This is a genomic window from Micromonospora sp. NPDC005299 (genome assembly GCF_042872345.1).
In the GTDB taxonomy this organism is placed as follows: domain Bacteria; phylum Actinomycetota; class Actinomycetes; order Mycobacteriales; family Micromonosporaceae; genus Micromonospora.
On the sequence record NZ_JBIAKG010000007.1, the window covers coordinates 274,422 to 298,458 of the forward strand.

At 72.3% G+C, this 24,037-nt stretch carries 24 protein-coding genes, 1 tRNA gene, 1 other RNA gene and 1 pseudogene; 11 read left to right on the forward strand and 16 right to left on the reverse strand.

Annotated elements, in window-relative coordinates; translation table 11 throughout:
* Nucleotides 1–249: 249 nt before the first annotated feature.
* Genes ACFYPD_RS21720 through ACFYPD_RS21735 form a run of 4 tightly spaced genes read left to right on the forward strand, consistent with a single transcriptional unit; the run spans nucleotide 250 to nucleotide 1,706 of the window.
* Nucleotides 250–606: a hypothetical protein gene (locus ACFYPD_RS21720; protein WP_387116291.1), complete on the forward strand. Its 357-nt coding sequence runs from the start codon at nucleotides 250–252 to the stop codon at nucleotides 604–606.
* Nucleotides 603–1,052 carry a MerR family transcriptional regulator gene (locus tag ACFYPD_RS21725; protein WP_387116294.1) on the forward strand — a complete coding sequence of 150 codons (450 nt, stop codon included), beginning with the start codon at nucleotides 603–605 and terminating at the stop codon, nucleotides 1,050–1,052. The genes ACFYPD_RS21720 and ACFYPD_RS21725 overlap by 4 nt, the downstream gene beginning before the upstream one ends.
* Nucleotides 1,036–1,344 carry a hypothetical protein gene (locus ACFYPD_RS21730; protein WP_387116296.1) on the forward strand — a complete coding sequence of 103 codons (309 nt, stop codon included), beginning with the start codon at nucleotides 1,036–1,038 and terminating at the stop codon, nucleotides 1,342–1,344. Before ACFYPD_RS21725 ends, ACFYPD_RS21730 begins: the two co-directional genes overlap by 17 nt.
* Complete coding sequence (locus ACFYPD_RS21735; protein WP_387116299.1) at nucleotides 1,341–1,706, forward strand: hypothetical protein; 366 nt, start codon at nucleotides 1,341–1,343, stop codon at nucleotides 1,704–1,706. Before ACFYPD_RS21730 ends, ACFYPD_RS21735 begins: the two co-directional genes overlap by 4 nt.
* A 95-nt stretch (nucleotides 1,707–1,801) precedes the next feature.
* Here ACFYPD_RS21735 and ACFYPD_RS21740 read toward each other — a convergent pair.
* Together ACFYPD_RS21740 and ACFYPD_RS21745 are read right to left on the reverse strand one after the other, a co-directional pair.
* Nucleotides 1,802–1,874: transfer RNA gene (locus ACFYPD_RS21740), tRNA-Ala, on the reverse strand.
* A 91-nt stretch (nucleotides 1,875–1,965) separates the two neighbouring features.
* Nucleotides 1,966–2,556, reverse strand: coding sequence for a YqgE/AlgH family protein (locus ACFYPD_RS21745; protein WP_091259972.1), 591 nt, complete (start codon nucleotides 2,554–2,556; stop codon nucleotides 1,966–1,968).
* A gap of 132 nt (nucleotides 2,557–2,688) precedes the next feature.
* On the opposite strand from ACFYPD_RS21745, the gene ACFYPD_RS21750 reads away from it, so the two are divergent.
* Nucleotides 2,689–3,492 carry an S-methyl-5'-thioadenosine phosphorylase gene (locus ACFYPD_RS21750; RefSeq protein ID WP_387116302.1) on the forward strand — a complete coding sequence of 268 codons (804 nt, stop codon included), beginning with the start codon at nucleotides 2,689–2,691 and terminating at the stop codon, nucleotides 3,490–3,492.
* A gap of 110 nt (nucleotides 3,493–3,602) precedes the next feature.
* Nucleotides 3,603–5,198: a benzoylformate decarboxylase gene (mdlC, locus tag ACFYPD_RS21755; protein ID WP_387116305.1), complete on the forward strand. Its 1,596-nt coding sequence runs from the start codon at nucleotides 3,603–3,605 to the stop codon at nucleotides 5,196–5,198.
* A 3-nt stretch (nucleotides 5,199–5,201) separates the two neighbouring features.
* Here mdlC and ACFYPD_RS21760 read toward each other — a convergent pair whose 3' ends face one another.
* The 10 genes from ACFYPD_RS21760 to pruA form a co-directional block, all read right to left on the reverse strand.
* On the reverse strand, nucleotides 5,202–6,185 hold the full coding sequence (locus ACFYPD_RS21760) for a hypothetical protein (protein ID WP_387116308.1): 984 nt from the start codon (nucleotides 6,183–6,185) through the stop codon (nucleotides 5,202–5,204).
* Between the two features lie 39 nt (nucleotides 6,186–6,224).
* Nucleotides 6,225–6,677, reverse strand: coding sequence for a hypothetical protein (locus ACFYPD_RS21765; RefSeq protein ID WP_387116311.1), 453 nt, complete (start codon nucleotides 6,675–6,677; stop codon nucleotides 6,225–6,227).
* Between the two features lie 118 nt (nucleotides 6,678–6,795).
* Nucleotides 6,796–7,455, reverse strand: a complete 660-nt coding sequence (locus tag ACFYPD_RS21770) for a hypothetical protein (RefSeq protein WP_387116314.1) — start codon at nucleotides 7,453–7,455, stop codon at nucleotides 6,796–6,798.
* A gap of 84 nt (nucleotides 7,456–7,539) precedes the next feature.
* Nucleotides 7,540–7,915: a transfer-messenger RNA gene (ssrA, locus tag ACFYPD_RS21775) on the reverse strand.
* Nucleotides 7,916–8,019: 104 nt separating this feature from the next.
* Nucleotides 8,020–8,499: an SsrA-binding protein SmpB gene (gene smpB / locus ACFYPD_RS21780; protein WP_387116316.1), complete on the reverse strand. Its 480-nt coding sequence runs from the start codon at nucleotides 8,497–8,499 to the stop codon at nucleotides 8,020–8,022.
* Nucleotides 8,500–8,632: 133 nt separating this feature from the next.
* Nucleotides 8,633–9,508 (reverse strand): permease-like cell division protein FtsX, encoded by an 876-nt coding sequence (gene ftsX / locus ACFYPD_RS21785; protein ID WP_387116319.1) that lies wholly within the window; start codon nucleotides 9,506–9,508, stop codon nucleotides 8,633–8,635.
* A 64-nt stretch (nucleotides 9,509–9,572) separates the two neighbouring features.
* Nucleotides 9,573–10,253, reverse strand: a complete 681-nt coding sequence (ftsE, locus tag ACFYPD_RS21790) for a cell division ATP-binding protein FtsE (protein WP_073832794.1) — start codon at nucleotides 10,251–10,253, stop codon at nucleotides 9,573–9,575.
* Nucleotides 10,254–10,371: 118 nt separating this feature from the next.
* Nucleotides 10,372–11,493, reverse strand: coding sequence for a peptide chain release factor 2 (prfB, locus tag ACFYPD_RS21795; RefSeq protein ID WP_387116322.1), 1,122 nt, complete (start codon nucleotides 11,491–11,493; stop codon nucleotides 10,372–10,374).
* A 45-nt stretch (nucleotides 11,494–11,538) separates the two neighbouring features.
* On the reverse strand, nucleotides 11,539–12,054 hold the full coding sequence (locus tag ACFYPD_RS21800; protein WP_357947404.1) for a PadR family transcriptional regulator: 516 nt from the start codon (nucleotides 12,052–12,054) through the stop codon (nucleotides 11,539–11,541).
* A gap of 176 nt (nucleotides 12,055–12,230) precedes the next feature.
* Entirely contained in the window at nucleotides 12,231–13,859 is a 1,629-nt protein-coding gene (gene pruA / locus ACFYPD_RS21805; RefSeq protein WP_387116325.1) for an L-glutamate gamma-semialdehyde dehydrogenase, read from the reverse strand.
* Nucleotides 13,860–14,273: 414 nt separating this feature from the next.
* Here pruA and ACFYPD_RS21810 point away from each other — a divergent pair, with 414 nt between their 5' ends.
* Nucleotides 14,274–15,296 (forward strand): hypothetical protein, encoded by a 1,023-nt coding sequence (locus ACFYPD_RS21810; protein ID WP_387116327.1) that lies wholly within the window; start codon nucleotides 14,274–14,276, stop codon nucleotides 15,294–15,296.
* A gap of 12 nt (nucleotides 15,297–15,308) precedes the next feature.
* Here ACFYPD_RS21810 and ACFYPD_RS21815 read toward each other — a convergent pair whose 3' ends face one another.
* Complete coding sequence (locus ACFYPD_RS21815; protein WP_387116329.1) at nucleotides 15,309–15,818, reverse strand: DUF6912 family protein; 510 nt, start codon at nucleotides 15,816–15,818, stop codon at nucleotides 15,309–15,311.
* Between the two features lie 206 nt (nucleotides 15,819–16,024).
* Between ACFYPD_RS21815 and ACFYPD_RS21820 the strand changes: the two genes are divergently transcribed.
* Both ACFYPD_RS21820 and ACFYPD_RS21825 read left to right on the forward strand, forming a co-directional pair.
* Nucleotides 16,025–16,252 (forward strand): helix-turn-helix domain-containing protein, encoded by a 228-nt coding sequence (locus ACFYPD_RS21820; RefSeq protein ID WP_355053957.1) that lies wholly within the window; start codon nucleotides 16,025–16,027, stop codon nucleotides 16,250–16,252.
* Nucleotides 16,253–16,354: 102 nt separating this feature from the next.
* Entirely contained in the window at nucleotides 16,355–16,966 is a 612-nt protein-coding gene (locus tag ACFYPD_RS21825) for an Rv3235 family protein (RefSeq protein WP_387116513.1), read from the forward strand.
* A 76-nt stretch (nucleotides 16,967–17,042) separates the two neighbouring features.
* Here the strand turns inward: ACFYPD_RS21825 and secA are convergent, their stop codons facing one another.
* Entirely contained in the window at nucleotides 17,043–19,946 is a 2,904-nt protein-coding gene (secA, locus tag ACFYPD_RS21830) for a preprotein translocase subunit SecA (RefSeq protein ID WP_387116331.1), read from the reverse strand.
* A gap of 160 nt (nucleotides 19,947–20,106) precedes the next feature.
* On the opposite strand from secA, the gene ACFYPD_RS21835 reads away from it, so the two are divergent.
* Nucleotides 20,107–21,270, forward strand: coding sequence for a GNAT family N-acetyltransferase (locus ACFYPD_RS21835; protein WP_387116334.1), 1,164 nt, complete (start codon nucleotides 20,107–20,109; stop codon nucleotides 21,268–21,270).
* Nucleotides 21,270–22,379 (forward strand): GNAT family N-acetyltransferase, encoded by a 1,110-nt coding sequence (locus ACFYPD_RS21840; RefSeq protein WP_387116337.1) that lies wholly within the window; start codon nucleotides 21,270–21,272, stop codon nucleotides 22,377–22,379. Before ACFYPD_RS21835 ends, ACFYPD_RS21840 begins: the two co-directional genes overlap by 1 nt.
* Nucleotides 22,380–22,445: 66 nt before the next feature.
* On the opposite strand, the gene hpf is transcribed toward ACFYPD_RS21840, so the two are convergent.
* Together hpf and ACFYPD_RS21850 are read right to left on the reverse strand one after the other, a co-directional pair.
* Nucleotides 22,446–23,090: a ribosome hibernation-promoting factor, HPF/YfiA family gene (gene hpf / locus ACFYPD_RS21845; RefSeq protein WP_387116340.1), complete on the reverse strand. Its 645-nt coding sequence runs from the start codon at nucleotides 23,088–23,090 to the stop codon at nucleotides 22,446–22,448.
* 251 nt (nucleotides 23,091–23,341) lie between these two features.
* A pseudogene (locus tag ACFYPD_RS21850) lies at nucleotides 23,342–24,035 on the reverse strand (ComF family protein).
* Nucleotides 24,036–24,037: the final 2 nt, after the last annotated feature.

The window sequence follows — 24,037 nt, forward strand, 5'->3', positions numbered from 1 at the left end:
GGCCCTTGGTCAGCTTGGTCCTGCGCTGGTCGGTGGGTCCGCTGACGTCCGGCATCATCCAGCCGAATCCGCCGCGTTGGCTACTTCCGTGGCTACTCGTCAGGCTCCTCCGCTCCGATCTATGAACGATGGAGCCGCGCCGGGAGCGGGCGATCCCGGCCAGCGTCGCTTGGCGCTGCTCAACCAGTCCGCCAAGGTCCACCCTCGGGCTTGCATCTGGTACCTCGGTACAGGCTTACCGTTTGGGGTATGAGTGACCACCACATCACGACGGACGACGCCTGGGTGCCGGATGCCTGCACCCTGCCGACGGCTGAGCGGCCGCTGCGGCTCGCCGAGTTTGATCAGTTCTTCACTGACGCTGTCCGGGGCGTCGACCGGCTGTCGGCACAGCATCTGCGGTTGCAGCTCGACGGCGCTGCGCAGGTCGAGGAGACGGCGCGGGATCTGACGGCCCGGGAGTCGTCCTGCTGCTCGTTCTTTGCTTTTGACCTCTCCCGGCCCGACCCTGACTCGCTGTCGCTGGATGTCCGGGTACCGGCGGCACACGTCGACGTGCTCGACGCCCTCGCCCAGCGGGCTGCGTCTGTCCGGAATCAGGGATGACCGGGTCGGGACTGCGTAGCGGCCAGCTGGCCGACGCGGCCGGGGTCAACCAGCAGACGCTGCGCTACTACGAGCGCCGGGGCCTGCTCGCCTCGCCGCAGCGGTCGCCGGGTGGGCACCGGCTCTACCCGGCCGAGTCGGTCACCCTGCTGCGGGTCATCAAGACCGCGCAACGCCTCGGCTTCACGCTCAACGAGGTTGCCGACCTGCTCGACGCCGGCCGGCGCCAGCACGGCGGTCGACCAGACAGCGGCCTACAGGCACGCGCCAGGGAAAAGCTCATCGAGGTGGAGCAGAAGCTCGCTGACCTGACCGTCATCCGTGACACCCTTCGCGCCGCCATCTCAGCCGGTTGTGACGACCTCGTCGCCTGCGCCGGCAGCTCCTGCTGCCCCCTGCCCTTCGCTGAACTGGTCGAGAGGAACCGTCGTGCCGACACCTGCTAACCGGCTGCGCCGTCTACTGCCCTCCGGCCTGACGGGACTCGCGGGAGCCGCCTGCGCTGCCTGCTGCGTGCTGCCGGCGCTGCTGGCCGCGGGGATCCTCGGCGGTGCCGGCTGGGCCGCGGTCAACCGCTTCCTGCCCGGCGTTGCCGTCGCCCTGGTCGTGCTCGCCGGCCTGTCCTGGTGGTGGGCCACCAAACGCCGGCCCAACAGCGGCTGCGCCGGCGGCAACTGCTCCTGCGGTCACCCGGAGCAGCACGACCGCGAGGTGATCCAGCTACGGTCCGACGCATGATGGTTGCCCGCTCAATCCTGCTGTTCCTGCTCGCCGAGATCGGCGGCGCCTGGCTGGTGTGGCAGGGCTGGCGGGAAAACCGAGGGCTGCTCTGGATCGTGGCCGGAGTCATCGCGCTCGGGTTCTACGTCTTCGTCGCCACCTTCCAACCCGACCCGAACTTCGGCCGCATCCTCGCCGCCTACGGCGGAATCTTCGTCGCCGGCTCCCTCGCCTGGGGCATGGTTGTCGACAACCAGCAGGTGCTCATGGAACTACTTGGCCACTCCCAGATCGGCGTCACCATGAACACCTACAGCCACGTCATGCCCACGGGACTCGTACCGGCTGCCGGTGCGACGGAGGACGCGCGGTGGGGGTGAGGGGAGCCACCCTTGCCTACCCGGCTGCCTGCTTCCGGCTCTGAACACGACGAAGGGCGTCCGTCATGTCTGACGAACGCCCTGATCGTGAAGGGTGGAGCCGAGGGGACTCGAACCCCTGACCCCCACACTGCCAGTGTGGTGCGCTACCAGCTGCGCCACGGCCCCTTGCGGTTGTCCCCGGTCGCCCGGGCACGCAGAGAACTATACACACGCCGGTCGGCATGGTCATCTCGCGGGGGTCCCCCGGCCAGGCCACTCAGTTCAAGGCCACATCCGGGGGGAAATGGGCGACCGCGGCCATCATGCCGCCCTGCCGGCGCAGCACCATCGGCCAGAGGTCGTCCGGGCGGTCGACGAAGGCGTCGCCGGGGAGGGCGTCGAGCACGAACCAGGACCCGTCCTCGATCTCCCGCTCCAACTGACCGGCGCCCCAGCCCGAGTAACCGGCGAAGACCCGGATCCCGCCGACGGCGTCGCGCAGCTTCTCCGGGTCGACCGAGAGGTCGATGGTGCCCACCGCGCCGGAGACCCGGTGGAAGCCCTTCACCGGCTTGATCGGGTGCCGCATCCGGGCCAGGCAGATCGCCGAGTCGGGCTGCACCGGGCCGCCCTCGAAGAGCACCGCGGGGTGTCGGGCCAGGTCGCTCCAGTCGCCCAGGACGTCGGCCACCGGGACCTCCGTGGCCCGGTTCAGCACCACGCCGAGGGCGCCGCCAGGTTCGTGGGCGACCAGCAGCACGACGGTCCGGTCGAAGTTCGGGTCCTTCAGCGCAGGCGTCGCGACCAGCAGCCGCCCGGTCATGGAATCCATGGCTCGGCCACCGATCGCCTGTCCCTCACCCTGCATGTCCGACACCCGTCAGCCGTACGCCGCGACCAGCCGCGCTGTCAACGCCATGCAAGGCACCATAGCCTGCGGTCCGCCCGGTGGCTAAGGTCTGACCGGCGGGTGATCGTGACGGGATCGAGGGAGGGCCGGATGACGGCTACGGCCGAACTGGCGGTGATCGGCGGGTCGGGCCTCTACGCCCTGCTCGACGTCGCCACCGAGCACGTGCTGGAGACGCCGTACGGCGCGCCGTCGGATCCGATCACGATCGCCGAGGTGGCCGGCCGGCGGGTGGCGTTCCTGCCCCGGCACGGGCGCGACCACCGCTATCCGCCGCATCTGATCCCCTACCGGGCCAACCTGTGGGCGCTGCGGTCCCTGGGTGTCCGCCAGGTGCTGGCGCCCTGCGCGGTCGGCGGGCTCCGGCCGGAGCTGGGCCCGGGCACGTTCGTGGTGCCGGACCAGCTCGTCGACCGGACCAGCGGGCGCGCCCAGACCTACTACGACCAGGGCGCGGTGCACGTGTCCTTCGCCGACCCGTACTGCCCGGCGGGGCGGCGGACGCTGCTCGACGCGGCGGCCGGGCGGGGCGTGCCCGCGGTGGACGGCGGCACGGTGGTGGTGGTCGAGGGGCCGCGCTTCTCCACCCGGGCGGAGTCGCGCTGGTTCGCCTCGATCGGCGGCACGGTGGTCAACATGACCGGCCACCCGGAGGCCGTGCTCGCCCGCGAGCTGGCCCTCTGCTATACCTCGATCGCGCTGGTCACCGACCTGGACGCGGGCGTCGAGGCGGGCGAGTCGGTCACCCAGGAGGAGGTCTTCCGGGTCTTCGCGGAGAACACCGACCGGCTGCGCGGGGTGCTGCTGGACGCGGTCGCCGCGCTGCCCGCCGACCGGGACTGCCCCTGCCGTCGGGCGCTCGACGGGATCAAGCTCCCGTTCCCGCTGCCCTGAGCGCCGGGAAGCGCCCGAAAAATCACGCTCGGCCCGATAGATTCGGCTGGTCGGGGGACTGATCACCGGGCCGTCCCCGGCACGCGCGGGGGGACGGGAGGCAGCCGGCGATGGCAACGGTCCGCGACACGACCTACGACCTGCTCCGCACCCTGGGCCTGACCACCGTCTTCGGCAACCCCGGCTCCACCGAGGAGCCGTTCCTGAAGGACTTCCCGGCCGACTTCCGCTACGTGCACGCGCTGCAGGAGGCGTCGGCCATGGCCATGGCCGACGGCTACGCGCAGGCCACGGGCCGTCCCGCGCACGTCAACCTGCACACCGCCCCGGGCTTCGGCAACGGCATGGGCAACCTGGTCACCGCCTGGCACAACCGGACGCCGCTGATCGTCACGGCCGGCCAGCAGACCCGGGAGATGCTGCTCATCGAACCCCGCCTGGCCAACCCCCGGGCGGTCGAGCTGGCCCACCCGTACGTCAAGTGGGCCCACGAGCCGGCGCGCGCGCAGGACATCCCGGCGGCCTTCATGCGGGCGTACGCCTCGGCGGTGCAGCCACCGACCGGGCCGGTCTTCCTCTCCCTGCCCATGGACGACTGGGACCGGCCGGCCGACCCGCCGCCGCAGGTGCGCACGGTGGCGACCCGGATCGCGCCGGACCCGGACCGGCTGCGCGGCTTCGCCACCACGCTGGCCGCCTCCCGCGCTCCGGCGCTGGTGCTCGGCGCGGCGGTCGACCGGGCCGACGCCTGGCCGATCGCCGTGGCGCTGGCCGAGCGGTTGGCCGCGCCGGTCTGGGCCGCCCCGGCGCCGGAGCGGGCCGTCTTCCCCGAGGACCATCCGCACTTCCGGGGCGTCCTGCCGTACGCGATCGGCCCGCTGGCCGAGGCGTTGCGCGGCCACGACACGGTGCTGGTGGTCGGCGCTCCGGTTTTCCGCTACTACCCGCACGTGCCGGGCGACTACCTGCCCGGCGACGCCCGGCTGCTGCACGTCACCGACGACCCGGACGAGGCGGCCCGGGCCCCGGTCGGGGAGAGCCTGCTCGGCGACCCCGGGCTGACCATGGCCGGGCTGGTGGAGCTGCTGCCCCCGACGGACCGGTCCCCGCCGCCGGCCCGGGAGGCCCCGGCGCCGCCCGGGTCGGCCGACCCGCCGAGCGCCGACGCCCTCTTCGCGGCGCTGGCCGCCCAGTGGCCGGCCGACGGGGTGCTCGTGCAGGAGTCACCGTCCAACCTGGCCGCGCTGCGCCGCCGGCTGCGGATCACCCGGCCGCGGTCGTACTTCACCATGGCCAGCGGCGGCCTCGGGTTCGGCCTGCCGGCGGCCGTGGGTATCGCGCTGGCCGAGCGGGACACCGGGCGCGGCCGGCCGGTGGTCGCGGTGGTCGGCGACGGCTCGTTCCACTACTCGGTGCAGGCGTTGTGGACCGCCGCGCGGCTCGGCCTGCCGCTCCCCGTCGTGGTCCCGGTCAACCAGCAGTACGCGATCCTCAAGGCGTTCGCCGAGCTGAAGCACACACCAGGGGTGCCGGCGCTGGATCTGCCGGGGTTGGACGTCACCGCGGTGGCGCGCGGCTACGGCTGTGCGGCGGAGGTGGTGGAGTCGCTGGACGGGCTCGGCCCTGCGCTGGCCGCCGCGCTCGCCGCCGACCGGCCGACCGTGCTGCCGGTGCCGATCAGCACCGACGTGCCGCCGATCCTGTAGCGGTCAGCGGTGCACGGCGAGCGGGGTGCCACTGCCCACGTCGAGCACCGCCCGGCCGCCGAGGGGCGCCTTCAGCGTGACGGTCAGCGGCTTCATCACCAGTTGCATCGTGCAGGGGCCGGTGGAGCGGACCACCCCGCCGCCGAGCACCACCACGTCGTCCCGCTCCAGCACCAGCGGGGTCGGCTGCCCGTCGCAGGCACCGATGCCGACCCGGTAGTCGATCCGGTTCCCGCTCACCGCCCGCAGGTCCGCCGCCGCCACGACACCGTCGTCCGACGGGCGGCTCGGCGCGACCCCCTCCGGCGCGGTCCCGACCGCGCTCGGCGCCACGGCGAGGCGGGCCACCGGCACCCGGAGGCCCTCCACGGTGAACAGCCAGGCCGGCACCGCGGCCTCGCCCCGGCTGGTACGCACCGACGCGCTGCCCAGCGTCACCCCGGTGACCGTCAGCGGCACGCACGGGCTGGGCGCCTGGGTGGCGACCCAACCGTCCGGGCCGGGCTCGATGGTCGGGCCGCCCTTGGGCCGCCCCGGTCCCGGCGTGCTCGGCCGCCCCTCGCAGGGTGGCGGGTCACCCTGGTCCAGCTGGGCGTACGCCTCGGCGGCGCTGACCAGCGGGACCCGCAGCGTGCCGTCCGGGAAGCGGATCGTCCCGTCGGCGGGTCGGGCGCCCGGGAGGTCGATCTGGTCCCGGTACCAGCCGTTGAGGAACGCCTGCTTCGTCTCGTCGTTGAAGTCGGGGTCGCCGGCCAGCACGGTGGCTTCGTCGAGCGGGACGTACCCGCTCCGCCACGCGGGCCCGGGGCGCCACGCCTCGGCCACCTCGGTGGCCCGCTGCGCGAACGCCTCCCAGCGGTGGTCGGGGCCGGAGACCGACGGACCGTTCGAGCCTGCGGCCGGCGGGCCGGCCGGGTCGGCGCCGGGCGCGGCGCAGCCGGCCAGGACCAGGAGCGGTAGCCCGAGCAGGGCGAGAGAGCGACGCATGCCGGTTGGACGCAACCCTCCCCCGGCCGGTTCCCCCGGTCAGTCCTCCCCGCCCAGGTCGGCCTGGTACGCCTCCCAGAGCAGGTCCGCCCCGCGCTGCCGGTGTCGGTCGAGCGCCCGCAGCAGGTTCCGGGCCTGCTCCCGCAGTTCCTCAGCGGGCACCGAGGGGAGCCGCACGGCGTGTTGGAGCGCGGCGATGGCCGCCGTGATGGCGGTGTGCTCGCCGGCCAGGAGGCGTACGCCGCGGTCGAGCCGGGGCGCCTGGTGGAGCAGTTCGGCGTAGAGGCCGGCCGGCCCTTCGGTGAGGCGGACGTGCTCGGCGAAGCCCCGCCGGACCGGGCGGAGCCGGCCGACCATGTGCTCCCGCCAGCGCGGCTCCGCCGGCGCCGTGGCGAGCGCCCGGGCGAGGCGACGCAGGTCGCCCGGGAGTGCGGGCCGGGGATGGGGCATGGCGGTGACGGTGGACGGCTGCTGGATCGGACTGGTGACCATGGCACCTCCCGCGCTGCTTCGCTACCGCGTACAGCGATGGTGAACCCGGGTCACCGAAGCTGTCCAGAAGGGGCGGGAGCCTCATCTGGCCCGTCCGCCCCACCTGTCACAGGGGCCCCTACAGCCCCAGCGGATTCCCCGCCATGGCGCGCAGCTGGCCGGCGAGGGCGTGCGCGTCGGCGTCCCGGCCCTGGTCCGGCCGGCCCGCGGTGATCGCCTCGGCGAGCGCCCGCAGCTCGTACGGGGGCAGGTTGCCCAGCCCCGGGCCCTGCAACGGGATGGTGACCCGCCGGCCGGTGCCCCCGTCCCGGGCGATCAGGCTGGGCACTCGCACCACGCGGTCGTCGCCGACCCGGTGGGCGATCGTGCCGCCGCGCACCTCGGCGGTGGCCAGGTCGACGGTACGGGTGCCGAACGCGCCGCGGACGGAGGCCCGGGTCCCGTCCAGCCAGGCGGCCGTGCGCAGCACCCGCAGCACCAGGTAGAGCCCGAGCAGCACGAACGGGAGCCCACAGAGTCCGGCGTAGCGCAGCGGCGCGGGCGCGGTGGCGCCGCCGTGCAGGTCGGGCGGGAGCAGGTCGGGCGGCAGGTCCCGGACGTCGTCGTACGAGGGGACCGCGTCGCCGAAGCCGGTGACCCGGCGCAGCAGGCCGTCGGCGACCAGCGGCAGCAGCACGAAGGCCGCACCGAAGGCGGTGAACAGGACACCCACCACGGCGGCCATGGCGCGGTGGCCGGATGCCACGCCGACGGAGAGTCGGATCCGCTCGTTCGTCACAGGCGGAAGCCTAGAGCGCCGGCACAAGGCGCCCGGAGACGACTGTGCGCCCCGGTCCGGGTGGACCGGGGCGCACAGGTCAGGTGGTGGAGGTGCCGGGAATCGAACCCGGGTCCTTCGCCGCCTTGTCAGGGCTTCTCCGAGCGCAGCTCGCTGTGCCTCTACTCGGCCCCTCCGATCACGCGAGCGAGTCGGTGTGACGGGCCCAGTCGCTGATTAATCTCGCCGCACGGACCCCGCGACCGGGTCCGGTTGGCCAGCCTTCTAGCTGATGCCGGCTAACTGGGTCGAAGGCGCTCCCAGGCCGACAGACTTGCTACTCGCCTCAGGCGGCGAGAGCGAAGTCAGCGCGATTGTTCTTGGCGCTTATTGGTTTCCGACGAACGATTCTCGAGACGACGTCGGCTTCCTCGGCTCGCTTCCCCTGCCGCAACGTACGAAGTCGAAACCAGTCACCCCCTCGACGGGCTGCCCCTCTCGGCAGCACTACCAAGCCTAACGCCTGGCGCAACCGGATTCATCCCGAGGCCCGCCGGAAGCAGGCACCCGGACAAACCGGATGTTTTACTCAGCCATGCCCTTGCCGCGCCGGCCCACCACCCGGGCGATCTCCCGGTCGGCGTCCCGCTTGGCCAGGTCCTGGCGCTTGTCGTACGACTTCTTACCCCGGGCCAGGCCGATCTCCACCTTCGCCCAGCCGTCGGAGAAGTAGACCTGCAGCGGCACCATGGTGAGACCGCTCTCCTTGGTCTTGCCGATCAGCCGGTCGATCTCCAGCCGCTTGAGCAGCAGCTTCCGGGTCCGCCGGGGCTCGTGGTTGGTCCAGGTGCCCTGGGTGTACTCCGGAATGTGCATGCCGTGCAGGTAGAGCTCGCCGTCGCGTTCCTGGGCGAACGCGTCGACCAGCGACGCCCGCCCGGCCCGCAGCGACTTGACCTCGGTGCCGGTCAGCGACATGCCCGCCTCGTACGTGTCGAGGATGGCGTAGTCGTGCCGTGCCTTCTTGTTGGAGGCGACCACCTTGCGACCCTTTTCCCGTGGCATCGGCGCCACCCCCTTCCCGGTCCGTCCCACGGCCACCGGCCGCGGAGCGAGATCATGCTACCCGAATGACAAGGACCCTCCCGCGCCGTTTATTCCGGCGCGGGAGGGCCCTGGGAGAGCCGTGCGGTGAGAACTAGACCCGCAGGTAGAAGCGGAGCGTGACCCAGGCGGTGACCGCGCTGACCAGGCCACCGACGGCGGCCATCAGCGGGAACGTCAGGAAGATCTCGGACCAGGAGATCGGGGTGATCAGGCCCTCCAGGGCCGCCATCGAACTCCCCGCCGCGAGTGTCTTAAACACGATCAACGCGATGAGGCCGAGGATCGAGCCGATCAGACCGGCGACCACCGCCTCCAGCACGAACGGCGCCTGGATGAACCAGTTGGAGGCGCCGACCAGCTTCATGACCGCGACCTCACGCCGCTTGCTGTACGCGGCCACCTGGATGGTGTTGGCCACCAGCAGCAGGGCGGCCATCGCCATCACGATCGCGATGGCGAGCGCGCCGTTCTGGAAGCCGGTGAGCACGCCGAAGACCTTGTCGAGCAGCTTGCTCTGGTCGACGATCGTGTCGATGCCCTCGGAGGTCTTGTACTCGTCGTAGATGTTCTTGTACTGCTCCGGGTTGTTCAGCGTGAGCCGGAACGACTCGGGCAGCTGATCCGGCTTGACCGCGTTCACCAGGTCGGGCGCGTCGGCGTACATCTGCTGGAAGCGCTTGTACGCCTCGTCCTTGTTGACGTACGTGACTTCCTTGATCAGCGGGTCGGCCTTGAGCTTGGTCTCCAGGTCGGTCCGCTGCTGCTCGTTGACGTCGGTCTTCAGGAAGATCGAGACCTCGACGTTCTCGTAGTAGAGGTCCTTCATGTCACCGACCTTCTGGTACAGAAGGCCGCTGCCGCCCAGCATGAACAGCGACACCGCCATGGTGATGATCATGGCGAGGGTCATGGTGACGTTGCGCCACAGTCCGACCAGTACCTCGGACAGGACGTATTTCATCCGCATCGGGATATTCCTCCGGCTCTCCGGCGTGAGGTTTCGTCGTCAGGGGCTGCGCGTCGTCGGCGGCTCAGCCGTAGACGCCGCGGGCCTGGTCGCGCACGATGCGGCCGCTCTCGATCTCGATGACGCGGCGGCGCATCTGGTTCACGATGTTGGAGTCGTGCGTGACCATCACGACGGTCGTGCCGGTGCGGTTGATCCGGTCCAGCAGGCGCATGATCTCGATCGAGGTGTCCGGGTCCAGGTTTCCGGTCGGCTCGTCCGCGAGCAGGATCAGCGGCCGGTTCACGAACGCCCGGGCCACCGCGACACGCTGCTGCTCACCGCCGGAGAGCTCGTGGGGGTAGCGGTGCTCCTTCCCACCGAGACCGACCAGCTCCAGCACCTCCGGCACGACCCGGCGGGCGACCGCCTTGGTCTTGCCGATCACCTCCAGCGCGAACGCCACGTTCTCATACGCGGTGCGGTTCGGCAGGAGCCGGAAGTCCTGGAAGACGCAGCCGATGGAACGCCGGAAGTGGGGTCGCTTCCAGGAGCGCATCGACGTGACGTCCTTGCCGTTGACGACGACCCGCCCCTTGTTGGGGGTGACCTCGTGCAGCAGCATCTTGATGATCGTGGACTTGCCGGAGCCGGATGGACCGATGAAGAAGACGAACTCGCCCTTCTCGATCGAGACGGACACGTTGTCGAGCGAAGGCCGGGACGCCTTCGGGTACGTCTTCGTCACTTGCTCAAGCTGAATCACGGGTCGAGAGTCTACGCGGTGTAACCGGAGAGCCAAGCCCCCCGCCCCTCCGAAGCGAGTCGCGTCGTCGATTCACCCGGTCAGACAGAGATCGATGACGCGCTGCGTCGAAGATCGATCACGCACCGTCAGCGGCGAGCTGCTGCTGCTTCCGCCAGCGGATACCCGCCTCGATGAAGCCGTCCAGTTCGCCGTCGAAGACCGCGGACGGATTGCCCGTCTCCTGCTCGGTCCGCAGATCCTTCACCATCTGATAAGGGTGCAGAACGTACGAGCGCATCTGGTCGCCCCAGGAGCCGGCGGCGTCGGTCTTCAGGCCCTGCATCTTGGCCTGCTCCTCCTGCCGCTTGCGCTCCAGCAGCCGGGCCTGGAGCACGCGCAGCGCCGAGGCCTTGTTCTGCAGCTGGGACTTCTCGTTCTGGCAGGTGACCACGATGCCGGTGGGGATGTGGGTGATCCGCACCGCCGAGTCGGTGGTGTTGACGCTCTGCCCACCCGGGCCGGAGGAGCGGTAGACGTCGATCCGCATCTCGTTCTCGGGGATCTCGATGTGGTCGGTCTGCTCCACCACCGGCAGCACCTCGACCCCGGCAAAGCTGGTCTGCCTGCGCCCCTGGTTGTCGAACGGGCTGATCCGGACCAGCCGGTGGGTGCCGGACTCCACGCTCAGCGTGCCGAACGCGTAGGGCACCTTGACCGTGAAGGTGGCCGACTTGAGGCCCGCCTCCTCGGCGTACGACGTCTCGTAGACCTCGGTCGGGTAGCCGTGCCGCTCGGCCCAGCGCAGGTACATGCGGAGCAGCATCTCGGCGAAGTCCGCCGCGTCGACGCCGCCGGCGCCGGCCCGGATGGCGACCAGCGCCTCCCGGGAGTCGTACTCGCCGGAGAGCAGGGTGCGGACCTCCATCTCCTGGATGGCCTTGGTCAGCCCCGTGATCTCCGACTCCACCTCGGCGAGGGTGCCGGGGTCGGACTCGGCCTGGGCCAGCTCCAGCAGCACCCCGGCGTCGTCGAGCCCCGAGCGGAGGCTGCCGAGCTTGGAGATCTCGCCGTTGACGTACGACAGCTGCGACGTCACCTGCTGCGCCTTGGCCTGGTCGTCCCACAGGTCCGGCGCGGAGGCCTCCTGCTCCAGGCGGGCCTTCTGCTCGCGCAGCTTGTCGAGGTCGAGCACGGCCTCGATGTTGCGCAGGGTGGCGTCGAGTTCCTTGAGCTGTTCGGCGTAATCGGCAGCGGTCACGACAGACAAGCCTACTGCCTACATCGCCCGAGCTGCGGCAGGTGGTCAGCCGACCGGGGCGCTCTTGAGCCAGGACAGCGCGGCGCGGTGGTAGGCCACGGCGAACTCCAGCGCGCTGGCGTCGTAGTCGTCGCCTTCCTTCTTGGCGTTCTTGACCTGCTCGCGCACCGCCGCCAGGGCCTCGGTGTGGTACTCGTTCGCCGACGCGTAGAGGTTCTTGAGCTGGCTCGCCGAGTGCAGGTTGCCGAAGGCGATCCGTAGCGCTATCGGGTTACGGATGGTGTCCCGGCCCGGGTTCTCCGTGAGCCAGCGGGAGAATGTCCGTTTTCCGGCCGCCGTGATCGCGTACGGCTGGCTCAACCGCGGCCCGGGCTTGCCGAGCCGCACCAGACCCTTCTCGGCCAGGACCGGAAGCTCCCGGTAGACCTGGCTGCGGGTCATCGACCAGTACGGCGCCAGCCGGCGCTCGGCGGCGGCCATCAGTTGGCCGCCTGTCATCGGGCCGTCGTGCAGCAGGCCCAGCAGGGCCGCCGCCGTCGGGTTGACTCCGGATTCCGCCATGCCCTCTAAGCTGCCACTTTGTCGGACCTGGCGTCCAGGATTTGCCGTTTTCGCCACCCGTTGGGTCGTCCGATGTGCACTGTCGGCCGACGACAGTCCGCCGGGGACGTCCGGACCCTCCCCCGGCCGGCCGATCGCCGGTGACGCTGGGTGCGCCACCGGCGACCGCGCGCAGGTCAGCCCATGTGCGGGTAACCGTGCTCGGTCGGCGGGACGAAGGTCTCCTTGATCGTCCGCGGCGACGTCCAACGGACCAGGTTGTGCCAGGAGCCGGCCTTGTCGTTGGTGCCGCTGGCCCGGGCGCCGCCGAACGGCTGCTGCCCGACCACCGCCCCGGTCGGCTTGTCGTTGATGTAGAAGTTGCCGGCCGCGTACCGCATCTTCTCCGCCACCTGGTCGACCACCCGGCGGTCGGTCGCGAAGATCGACCCGGTCAGCGCGTACGGGGCGATCGACTCGGCCTGGTGGACCGCCTCGTCGAAGCGGGCGTCGTCGAAGACGTGCACGCCGAGGATCGGGCCGAAGTATTCGGTGGTGAAGGTCTCGTGCGCGGCGTCCGTGCACTCGAAGAGGGTCGGCCGGACGAAGTAGCCGACCGAGTCGTCGGCGGTGCCTCCGGCCAGGACCGTGCAGCTGTCGTCGCCCTTGATCAGCTCCAGCGCGGCGGCGTGCCGGCCGAACGCCTTGTCGTCGATCACCGCGCCGCCGAAGTTGCTGAAGTCGGTGACGTCGCCGTAGGTGAGCGAGTCCGCGGTGGCGGCCAGCCGGTCGCGCAGCCCGCCCTCCCAGATGGACCGGGGGATGTACGCCCGCGAGGCGGCCGAGCACTTCTGGCCCTGGTACTCGTAGGCGCCCCGGATCAGCGCGGTGTGCAGGGCGTCCACGTCGGCGCTGGTGTGCGCCACCACGAAGTCCTTGCCGCCGGTCTCGCCGACCAGCCGCGGGTAGCCCCGGTAGCGGGCGATGTTGTCGCCGACGGTCTTCCAGAGGTGCTGGAAGACCTTGGTGGACCCGGTGAAGTGGATGCCGGCCAGGTCCGGGTCGGCGAGCACGACGTCGGAGACCTCCTCGCCGCGCCCGGTGACCATGTTGATCACGCCGGGCGGCAGGCCGGCCGCCTCGAACAGCCGCATGGTGAAGTGGGCGGCGAACTGCTGGGTCGGGCCCGGCTTCCAGACCACGGTGTTGCCGAGCAGCGCCGGCGCCGAGGGCAGGTTGCCGGCGATCGCGGTGAAGTTGAACGGGGTGACCGCGTAGACGAAGCCCTCCAGGGGCCGGTGGTCGAAGCGGTTCCACACCCCGGGCGAGGACAGCGGCTGCTCGGCCAGGAGCTTGCGGGCGAAGTAGACGTTGAACCGGAGGAAGTCGATCAGCTCGCAGGCCGCGTCGATCTCGGCCTGGACCACGGTCTTGGACTGGCCCAGCATGGTGGCCGCGTTGAGGGTGTCCCGCCAGGGACCGGAGAGCAGGTCGGCGGCGCGCAGGAAGATCGCGGCACGCTCCTCGAACGGCAGCGCCCGCCACATCGGCGCGGCGTCCTTGGCGGCCTTGACCGCGGCACGGGCGTCGTCGTGGGTGGCGTGGCCGGTCACGCCGAGCACGTGGGCGTGCTTGTGCGGCTGGACCACGTCGATCGGGTCGCCGGCGGCCATCCGCTGCTCGCCGGCGATGGTCATCGGCAGGTCGATCCGCTCGGCGGCCAGGTCGGTCAGCCGCCGTTGGAGCCGCTCCCGCTCGGCGCTGCCGGGCTCGTAGGTGTGGACCGGCTCGTTGCGCGGCTCGGGTACGGAGAACACGGCGTCCATCACAGGCTCCTGTGCGATCTCGACGGCGGTGGCGAAATCGGACCCGCGGGCGCCGGCCGGGTGGCCGGGTTGCCGGACACCGCGCGGCGGACCGGTCGCGGCGGCGGGACCTCGGCCAATTCTTCCATGCGAAGGGGCCGGCCCCGCCTCCACCGCCCCTGTTCGGGCCCCATCGGCCGGCGCACCCGGACGCAACCCCTCACACCGGACCGTAGGCGACAACCCGCCGCCCCCGATGAATCCTCGGCCGGTCCCACCGCTCACCTGTGATCCGTCATCGTCCGGTCGGCCCGGCCAAGATCGGCGGTGCCGGCCAGCCGCGTCCGGAGGAGGCCCGGGAGGGCCGCGTACGCTGGATGACCGGTGACCTGCCCGGCCGTCGCGGCCGATCCGGCGTCCGTCGAGAGGGAGACGATGAGCAAGCAGCCCGGCACCTCCACGGCCGCGGAGCCGGACCAGCCCGCCACCGAGCGGACGGCCGGCACCCCGGCCGGATCCCCCTCGGACGAGACCGTCGAGGCCGTGCCCGCCGGTGGCCGCCTCGCTCACGCGCCCGGCGCCCTGGTGCTGGCCGTGCTGTCGCTCGGCTGGCTGGCCGCCATGCTCTGGTCCACCCGGGCGGCGATCACCTCGGCCGCGGCCGGGGTCACCGCGCTCAGCCTCTCCGCGTACGCCCTGCCCGGCGTGATCACCGCCGCGCTCGTCGCCGGCGCCGCGGTCGCCCTGGCGGCGACCAACCGGCTTGGCCGCGCCACCCTGCGCTTCCTCGCCGCCGTCGGCGCCGGCCTGCTGGTCGGGCTCGCCGCCGCCGTCGCGGTCAACCTGACGTACGCCGACAACGCGACCACCAACACCATCGCCGGCACCACCGTCGCCGCGGCGATCATCGGCGGAGCGGCGGCCGGGGCGCGCAACGCCCGGGTGGTCGGCGCGGTCGCCGCCGCCACGCTGGCCGCGCAGGTCTTCGTGGTGCTGTTCAGCCGCGCCCGCGACCCGCTCTCCGATCTGTTCGGCGCCGGGGACACCCAGCAGTCGATGCTCGACGCCGCGAAGTGGGTGTCCCGGACCGAGTCCCTGCTCGCCGGGCTGATCGCCGGCCTGGTGGCGTACCTCTACCTGGCCTGGGCCCGCCGCCGCGCCGAGCGGCGGGACGGGGTCGCTGCGGAGCTGCGCTGGCCGGCGTACCTCGTGGCCGGGGCCGGCGCGGGCCTGCTCCTGCTGCTCACCGAGGTGATCATCCGGGTCGGCGGCCGCGGGCTGCTCGACCTGGCCGCCGCGCTCAGCGAGGCGGATCAGGTGGCGCAGACCGCGCTCGGCACCTCGCGGGTGGACAACGGCATCTGGGTGCTCTTCGTGGGGGCGCTCACCACGCTCATCGCCTTCGGTCGCACCCTTAACCCGCGCGCCGTGGAGGACGAGGACGAGTCCGGCTCCTGAGGCCTCTCGGCGTCAGGAGACCTCGCGCAGCAGCACGTCCAGCTCGGTCACGTCGTACCACTCCAGCTCATGGTCCTCGGCCCCATCGACGGTGAACTGGGCGTCCGGGTCACCGGCCTGCGCCTCGGCCACCACCTCGGCGGCGGCGGCCACGTCGTCGACCGCGTCCCGGCCGTCCACGTGGAGCGCGGCGACGGACTTCACCGGCACCGGACCGGCGAGCCGGACCACGCTGGAACCCAGCTCGCCGCCGACCCGGCCGACCGCGCGGGCCGGCAGGTCCACCGAGACGACGACCCGCCGGCGGGGCGCGCCCGGATCGGCCCGGAGCAGCAGCAGCGCTTCCTGGGCGGCCCGGGTGAAGGCGACGTACTCCAGTTCCTCCTCGTCGCCCTCGGCGTACCACTCCCGCAGCTCCGGGGTGACCGCGTGCGCCTCCTCGCCGACCAGGCCCTCCTCGCGCAGCCGGGCCAGCATGGGGACGGTCGCCGGCACGTACACCCGGACAAGCTCGTCGGTCACCGGTCTCTCCCCGCCCTCAGCCCGGCCGGCGGACGCCGGCTCCGGGCGCCGATCATGCCGTACGCCGTGACCGTCATACACCCCGCACCCGTCGCGGAGAAGTTCCACGCCGGTGTGTCCCCCGGCCGGATTCGCCGCGCCGGGCCTGGGGTGACCCGGCTCGTGATGGCAAACTGAAGCAAACGTAGCCAACCCCGGGAGTCACCGTGGAGCCGAGGTTCCTGCTGCTGTCCGACGTGGCCGCCGAGCTGAACGTCTCGGACTCGCAGGTCTACCACATGGTGCGCAGCGGAGAGCTGCCCGCCATCAAGATCGGCGGCCGGGGCCAGTGGCGCGTGGAGCGCGCCCAACTGGAGGAGTACATCCAACGGAAGTACGCCGAGACCGCCGAGTGGGTACGCGGCAACCCGCTCACCGACCGCGACGTGGAGTGACCGCCCGATGCCGTACCGGCATTGACGGGTCGCATAGCTCTGCCCGAGAATAGGTAACCATCGAAGGCAAACGCAGGCAAACGCAAGGAACAGGGGTTGAGGATGGTCGACACCCGCCGCCCGCTGGCACCGCGTCCCCCCGTTCGGCTCCGGCCCGCCCCGCCCTGCACCGACCAGGACCCGGCCTGGGGCGACGCCTGGGGCAACGTCGACCAGCTCGCTCTCGACCTCTTCGACCCGCGTCGCCGGGACCCCGACCGTCCCGCCGGCCGGGGCACGGACCGGTTGAGCGGCCGGGGCGCCGACGTCCGGCCGGTGCCGGCCGGGCCGGAGCGCTCGGCCGGCCCTCCACCGGCCGCCCTGGTGACCGCGACCCCCGAGGCGGCCCGGGCGGCGCACCGGTTCGTCCGCACCTTTCTGGAGATCGTCAACGGCTACCGCCCACCCGCGCAGCTCCGGCCGCTGTGCCTGCCCGAGGCCGCCACCCGGGTGACCGCCGAGCTGGCCCGCGCCGCCCGCCGGGTCGGCCCGGCCCGCCGCCGCACCGCCCGGCCCGTCCTCCAACTCCGCCGGCTGCGGGTCTGCGAGCCCCGGACGGGCGCGGTCGAGGCCGCCGCCGTGCTCGCGGGTGCCGGCGGCGCGAGCTGGGCGATCGCCCCGCGCCTGGAACACCGCCGCGGCACCTGGCTCTGCACCGTCCTCGACGCCCTCTGATCCCCTGGAGGTTGGGGTGGAGACGCCGACGGGCCCCGGCCGGTGGCCGGGGCCCGTCGGGCTGGTGCGGGGGCGGTCAGTTGCCGCCGTTGGGGGCGCCGTGGCAGCGCTTGTACTTGCGGCCGGAGCCGCACGGGCAGGGCGCGTTGCGGGACGGGCCCTCGCCGGCGCCGTCGACCTGGCCGGGCGCGGCCCGCCGGGCCGTGCTCGCCGCGACCGCCTGGCCGCTCATCCCGGCCGTCCGGCGCGGAGTGGAGGCGGCGGGGCGTTCCGACGTCTCGGGGCGGCCGATGCCGAGCGCGGGCGCCTGCTCCTCGGCACGTTCCAGCACCGGTGCGCCACGGCCGGCCTCGCCGTCGACGGAGGGCGCCGAATATTGCAGGCCCTGCTGCTGCGGCGTGCGGTTGAGACCCTTGGCCCGGATCTCCACCGGCTTCTCCAGCAGCTGCACCTCCTCGGCCTCCGGCTCGGGCTCCTCGACCTGCACCTCCAGGTTGTAGAGGAAGCCGACCGTCTCCTCCTTGATGCCGTCCATCATGGTGGCGAACATGTCGAAGCCCTCGCGCTGGTACTCGATGACCGGGTCGCGCTGGGCGTACGCCCGCAGGCTGATGCCCTCCTGGAGGTAGTCCATCTCGTAGAGGTGCTCGCGCCACTTGCGGTCGATCACCTGGAGCAGGACCATCCGCTCGAGCTGGCGTGCGGCCTCCTCGCCGAGCTGCTCCTCGCGCCGGTCGTACGCGGCGTTCGCGTCCTCCTTGAGGCGGGCGAGCAGGAAGTCCTGGTCGAGGCCGGCCCGGGAGCCCACCTCCTCCTCCAGCTCGTCGACGGTGATGCCCACCGGGTAGAGCTGCTTGAGGTTGGACCAGAGCTGGTCGAGGTCCCAGTCCTCGGCGTAGCCGTCGCTCGTGGCGCCCACCACGTACGCTCCGACCACGTCGTCGATCATGTTGCGGACCTGCTCGGAGAGGTCCTCGCCGTTGAGCACCCGGAGGCGCTCGGCGTAGATCACCTGGCGCTGCTTGTTGAGCACCTCGTCGTACTTGAGGACGTTCTTGCGGATCTCGGCGTTCTGGCCCTCGATCTGGGCCTGTGCGCTCTTGATCTGGCGGGTGACCATCTTCGACTCGATGGGCACGTCCTCCGGGATGTTGAAGCGGTCCATCACCGCCTCGACGGCACCGGCCCGGAAGCGCTTCATCAGGTCGTCCTGCAGCGACAGGTAGAAGCGGGACTCGCCGGGGTCACCCTGCCGGCCGGCGCGACCGCGCAGCTGGTTGTCGATCCGGCGCGACTCGTGCCGCTCGGTGCCCAGCACGTAGAGGCCACCGGCGGCGGCGACCTCCTCCGCCTCGACGTCGCAGGCCTGCTTCCAGGTGGGCAGGACCTCCTCCATCGCCTTGGCGTACTCCTCGGGCTGCTCGACCGGGTCGAGGCCGCGCTGGCGCAGCTCGTTGGCGGCGAGGAACTCGGGGTTGCCGCCGAGCAGGATGTCCGTGCCGCGGCCGGCCATGTTGGTGGCGACGGTGACCGCGCCCTTGCGCCCGGCCTGGGCGACGATCTCCGCCTCCTTGGCGTGGAACTTGGCGTTCAACACCGAGTGCGGGATGCCGCGGCGGCGCAGCAGGTGGGACAGGATCTCGGAGTTCTCGACGGAGACCGTGCCGACCAGCACCGGCTGGCCCTGCTCGTGCCGCTCGGCGATGTCCTCGACCACGGCGTTGAACTTGGCCTTCTCGGTCTTGTAGATGACGTCCGCCCGGTCGAGGCGGACCATCGGCCGGTGCGTCGGGATGGTCACGACGCCGACCTTGTAGACCTTGTTGAACTCGCTCGCCTCGGTCTGGGCGGTGCCGGTCATGCCGGAGAGCTTTTCGTAGAGGCGGAAGTAGTTCTGGAGGGTGATGGTGGCCAGGGTCTGGTTCTCCTGCTTGATCTCCACCCCCTCCTTGGCCTCGATCGCCTGGTGCATGCCCTCGTTGTAGCGGCGGCCGTGCAGGATGCGGCCGGTGAACTCGTCGACGATGAGGACCTCGCCGTCGCTGACGATGTAGTCCTTGTCGCGCTTGTAGAGCTCCTTGGCCTTGATCGCGTTGTTCATGTAGCCGACGAGCGGGGTGTTCACCGACTCGTAGAGGTTGTCGATGCCGAGCCGGTCCTCGATCTTGGCGACACCGCGCTCGGTGATGGCGATGGTGCGCTTGGCGTGGTCGACCTCGTAGTCGCCCTCGCCGTCGGTGCCGGGCTGGAGGCGGGCCACCACGGAGGCGAACTCCTGGTACCAGCGGGCGGAGTGCTCGGCCGGGCCGGAGATGATCAGCGGGGTCCGGGCCTCGTCGATGAGGATCGAGTCGACCTCGTCGACCACCGCGAAGAAGTGGCCGCGCTGGACCAGCTCCTCCTTCGACCACGCCATGTTGTCGCGCAGGTAGTCGAAGCCGAACTCGTTGTTGGTGCCGTAGGTGATGTCGCACTCGTAGGCCGCGCGGTGCTCGGTGGCCGGCCGGTTGGGCAGCACCACGCCCACGCTGAGGCCGAGGAACTCGTGCACCCGGCCCATCCAGGCGGCGTCGCGCTCGGCCAGGTAGTCGTTCACCGTGATCACATGCACGCCCTTGCCGGCGAGCGCGTTCAGGTAGACCGGCATGACCGAGGTCAGGGTCTTGCCCTCACCGGTCTTCATCTCGGCGATGTTGCCGAAGTGCAGCGCCGCGCCGCCCATCACCTGGACGTCGTAGGGCCGCTGGCCGAGCACACGGGCGGCGGCCTCCCGGCACACCGCGAACGCCTCGGGCAGCAGGTCATCGAGGGTCTCACCGTCGGCGAGCCGCTCTCTGAACTGGTCGGTCATGTCCCGCAGCTCGTCGTCGCTGAGGTTGACGTAGTCGTCCTCGATCGAGTTGACGGCGGCGGCAATGGCCTTGAGCCGGCGCACCATACGGCCCGCGCCCGCGCTAAGGACCTTTTCCAGAATCGACACGGATCAACGCTCCCCTAGACAGTCTCGAACCATCGTAGGCGCTCCGCCGCGGCGATGGTCACTGGTGGCGGCGGTCCGGGGCAGCGAACCCGACATAACGCCGAGCGGGCGCGCTGACCGGCGGTAATCGGGTTACGCCGTACGCGAACGATCCGGCACGATGGCTCTGGTGGAGCCTGTGGAGATCATCGAGGACGGCCTGCTGCTGCGACCCTGGCGGGCGGAGGACGCCGACGCGGTGCACCGCGCCTGCCAGGATCCGGACATCCAGCGCTGGACCACCGTACCTCGCCCGTACCTGCCCGAGCACGCCCTCGGGTTCGTGACCACGATCAGCGGGACAGCCTGGGCGGAGGGCACCGGGGCGCCGTTCGCGGTCTGCGACGCCGACACCGGCGAGCTGCTCGCCTCCTGCGGCCTCGTCTCCGTCGACCGCGGCCTGGACTCCGCCGAGGTGGGCTACTGGACCGCGCCCTGGGCCCGTGGCCGGGGCGTGGCGGTGCGGGCCACCCGGGCCGTCGCCCGCTGGGCGTTCGACGCGCTCAAGCTGCGCCGGGTGACCTGGCAGGCGGAGGTCGGCAACCACGCCTCCCGGCTGGTCGCGCTCCGGGCCGGCTTCCGGGTCGAGGGCGAGCTGCGGCTGGCCCATCCCGCGGTCGACGGGCGCCCGGAGGGCTGGATCGGCTCCCTCCTGCCGCACGAGCTGGGGGCACCGGGCGAACCCTCCCGCTACGGCCCGGACACCCTGGAGGCCCGCCGGGCCGCGGTCTTCGGCCGGCCCCAGCCGGTCCTGTTCGCCACCGCCGGCGCCACCGAGCTGCGGGTGCGCCCGCTGGAGGAGCGCGACATCGACGCGCTCGTGACCACGTGCCGCGACGAGGAGACCATCCGCTGGACCACGGTGCCGCACCCCTACCAGCGGGAGCACGCCGAGGGCTTCCTGCGGGACATCGCGGAGGCGGCCTGGGCCCGGGGCACCGGCGCCTCCTACGCGGTCGCCGACGCCGAGGACCGCTACGTCGCCTCCATCGACCTGCGCATCGCCCCCGGGGCCCCGCTCGTCGCCGACGTGGGCTTCATGACCGCGCCGCACGCCCGGGGCCGGGGCTACCTGCCGGCCGCGCTGGCCGCGCTGTGCGCCTGGGGCTTCACCACGCTCGGCCTGGCCCGGATCGAGTGGCGGGCCAACGTCGGCAACACCGCGTCCCGCCGGGCCGCCGAGAAGGCCGGCTTCACCGTCGAGGGCACCCTCCGCGGCGGCGTCCAGCATCGCGGGGAACGGCAGGACGTCTGGATCGGCGGGTTGCTCCCGGAGGACCTGTGATGACGCCGGAGACCATTGAGGCGTACGGGGTGCGGCTGCGGCCGTTCCGCCCGGCCGACGCGCCGGAGGTGGTGGCCGGCTGCGCCGACCCGGAGACCCGGCGGTTCATCCCCGCCATGCCCGACCCGTACACCGCGCAGAGCGCCCACTGGTGGATCACCGAGGGCGCGCCGGCGGCATGGGCGGCCGGCGGTGCCGCGTACGCCATCGCCGACCGGGACACCGACCGGCTGCTCGGCGGCATCGGGCTGACGTCGATCAGCGCGGAGCGGGGGCACCTCGAGATCGGCTACTGGGTGGTGCCGGCGGCCCGGGGCCGGGGCGTGGCCGGCGCGGCGACCCGGGCCCTGACCGCGGCGGCCTTCACGGCCGGGGCGGCCCGGCTGGAACTGCTCACCCACCAGGAGAACGGGGCGAGCCAGCGGGTGGCGCTGGCCTGCGGCTACCGGCACGAGGGCGTCCGGCGGGCGGCGAGCGCCCCGCGCGACGGCGCCCGGTACGACCTGGTGGCCTGGGTACGCCTCGCTGACGACCCGCCCGGTCCGACCGCTCGGCTGCTGCCGGACCTGCCCGACGGCCGGCTCACCGACGGCGTGGTGACGCTGCGGCGGCTCGGGCCGGAGGACGCCGACCCGATGTACCGGCTGCACACCCGGCCCGAGGTGGTGGCGAGCCGGGTCCCGCCGGTGGCGCCGGACCGGGAGTCGATCGAACGGCGCTGCCGGCTGGCGGAGAGCCACTGGCTGGCCGGCCGCTCGGCCGACCTGGTGATCCTCGACGCGACGACCGGTGCGGTGGCCGGCGGCTGCGCCCTGGTGTACGACGAGCCCGCCACCGGCCAGGCCATGCTCGGCTACAGCATGCTGCCCGAGGCCCGCGGCCGGGGGTTGGCCACCCGGGCGGTGGGCCTCGTCGCCGGCTGGGCGTTCGAGGTCGGGCTGGCCCGGCTCTGGGCCGGCACCCGGCCGGAGAACCTCGCCTCGCAGCGGGTGCTGGCGAAGGCCGGCTTCCGGCGGGAGGGGCTGCTGCGCGGCCGGCTCCCCGGCCCGGACGGGACCCGGGTCGACTCGCTGATCTTCGGCCGGCTGTCGGGCGACCGCACCGGCTGACGGCGGAGGCCGTGGTGGTCTCCCACCACGGCCTCCGGCCGGTGTGTCCCCAGGGGTGGTCAGGGGTCAGGTGTCGAGCGAGATGATCCCGTAGTCGTAGGCGTGCCGGCGGTAGACCACGCTCGGGCGGCCGGACTCCTTGTCCTGGAACAGGTAGAAGTCGTGGCCGACCAGTTCCATCTGGAACAGCGCGTCGTCGACCGTCATCGGCTCGGCGGGGTGCACCTTCGCCCGCGCGATGTGCCACGGCTGGTCGTCGTGTTCCTCGTAGCTGCCCTCGTCGGGCCGTTCCGCGACGGCGGTGGCCGTCGCGTGCCCGTTCAGCGCCGCCAGGCCGGGCCCGTCCAGATCGGCCACCGGCAGGTCGGCGGTGGCGGCGGCGACGGAGAGCGGCGCGTGCCGGCCGCGGTGCACCCGGCGGCGGTCGGCCGCCCGGCGGAAGCGGGTGTCCAGCTTGGCGATGGCGGCATCCAGCGCGCTGTAGAAATCATTCGTGCAGGCCTCGGCCCGGATCACCGGACCGCGCGTCACGCAGGTGATTTCCACCCGCTGGCAATGATCGGCCTGGCGCGGATTGCGCTCGTGGAACAACTCGACGTCCACGCGAATGAGCTTGTGGTCGTAGCGTTCGATCTTCGCGAGCTTTTCGGCTACGTGCACCCGGTAATGGTCCGGCACTTCGACGTTACGGCCCTTGACCACGATGTCCACGTGACCTCCCTTGTTCGGACGGTCGTTCGGTCCGGATCTTCCGGTCGACGCACCCAGGGAGAGCCCCGTTCGGCGTCGACCGATGGTGTACGGCTACGCCTCCTTCCAAGGCCGGGGGAAGGTTGGCAACCCTCCTACCCCCGACACGAAAACGCTAACTCCTGTTCGGCCACCAGTCACCCCCAGTTGCCGGGAGAGGCCGCGAAATTTAACAGCTCATACACCATGGGGTGAAACGGAAACACGAAGCGTCACTGATGGTGCCGCTTTTGCGTTGCGGCGAGCACGGCCGCGACCTTTGGCGTCATTCCCGCCCCGTGCAGGATGCGGCTCACCGCCGCCAGGGTCGCCCCGGTGGTGACGATGTCGTCCAGCAGCACCACGGGCCCGGTCGGTCCGCCGGCCCGGCGCAGCCGGAAGGCCGCCTCGGCCGCGGCGGCGCGGCCGGCGCTGTCCAGCGCCACCGAGTCCGGCCGGGGCAGCGCGCGCAGCGGCCGGAGCACGCGTACCGGCCAGCCGGCCGCGCCCAGCCGCGCCGCCGCGTGGCGGGTCAGCCGGTCCAGGTGGTCGCCGTACCGGGCCCGGGCCGCCTGCGCGGTGTCCGGCACCGCCACCAGGGTCACCGGGCCTCGCGGGCCGACCGCCGCGGCGACCACCTCGGCCAGCAGCGCGCCCAGCGGCCGGGCCAGCCCGTGCCGGCCCTGCTCCTTGTACGCCAGCAGCCCGTTCCGCAGCGCGCCCGCGTACGGCCCGAGGGCGACGCAGGGCGGCAGGCCGGCCGGGGCCGGGTCGGGCCGGGTCGCCGCGGGGGTGAGCGCCGCCAGGTCGTGCACGCAGCCCGGACAGAAGCCCTGCCGCAGGCCCGGCACGCGCTCCCCGCAGCCGGCGCACGGCCGGCAGCACCAGGTCGGTCAGGTCCGACCAGAGTCCGCCCAGGCCCGGCACCG

Coding starts and splice junctions, on each gene's coding strand:
- ACFYPD_RS21720 (WP_387116291.1), top strand. CDS start 250: ATGAGTGACCACCACATCACGACGGACGACGCCTGGGTGCCGGATGCC.
- ACFYPD_RS21725 (WP_387116294.1), top strand. CDS start 603: ATGACCGGGTCGGGACTGCGTAGCGGCCAGCTGGCCGACGCGGCCGGG.
- ACFYPD_RS21735 (WP_387116299.1), top strand. CDS start 1,341: ATGATGGTTGCCCGCTCAATCCTGCTGTTCCTGCTCGCCGAGATCGGC.
- ACFYPD_RS21745 (WP_091259972.1), bottom strand. CDS start 2,556: ATGCAGGGTGAGGGACAGGCGATCGGTGGCCGAGCCATGGATTCCATG.
- ACFYPD_RS21750 (WP_387116302.1), top strand. CDS start 2,689: ATGACGGCTACGGCCGAACTGGCGGTGATCGGCGGGTCGGGCCTCTAC.
- mdlC (WP_387116305.1), top strand. CDS start 3,603: ATGGCAACGGTCCGCGACACGACCTACGACCTGCTCCGCACCCTGGGC.
- ACFYPD_RS21760 (WP_387116308.1), bottom strand. CDS start 6,185: ATGCGTCGCTCTCTCGCCCTGCTCGGGCTACCGCTCCTGGTCCTGGCC.
- ACFYPD_RS21765 (WP_387116311.1), bottom strand. CDS start 6,677: ATGGTCACCAGTCCGATCCAGCAGCCGTCCACCGTCACCGCCATGCCC.
- smpB (WP_387116316.1), bottom strand. CDS start 8,499: ATGCCACGGGAAAAGGGTCGCAAGGTGGTCGCCTCCAACAAGAAGGCA.
- ftsX (WP_387116319.1), bottom strand. CDS start 9,508: ATGCGGATGAAATACGTCCTGTCCGAGGTACTGGTCGGACTGTGGCGC.
- ACFYPD_RS21800 (WP_357947404.1), bottom strand. CDS start 12,054: ATGGCGGAATCCGGAGTCAACCCGACGGCGGCGGCCCTGCTGGGCCTG.
- pruA (WP_387116325.1), bottom strand. CDS start 13,859: ATGGACGCCGTGTTCTCCGTACCCGAGCCGCGCAACGAGCCGGTCCAC.
- ACFYPD_RS21810 (WP_387116327.1), top strand. CDS start 14,274: ATGAGCAAGCAGCCCGGCACCTCCACGGCCGCGGAGCCGGACCAGCCC.
- ACFYPD_RS21825 (WP_387116513.1), top strand. CDS start 16,355: ATGGTCGACACCCGCCGCCCGCTGGCACCGCGTCCCCCCGTTCGGCTC.
- ACFYPD_RS21835 (WP_387116334.1), top strand. CDS start 20,107: ATGGCTCTGGTGGAGCCTGTGGAGATCATCGAGGACGGCCTGCTGCTG.
- ACFYPD_RS21840 (WP_387116337.1), top strand. CDS start 21,270: ATGACGCCGGAGACCATTGAGGCGTACGGGGTGCGGCTGCGGCCGTTC.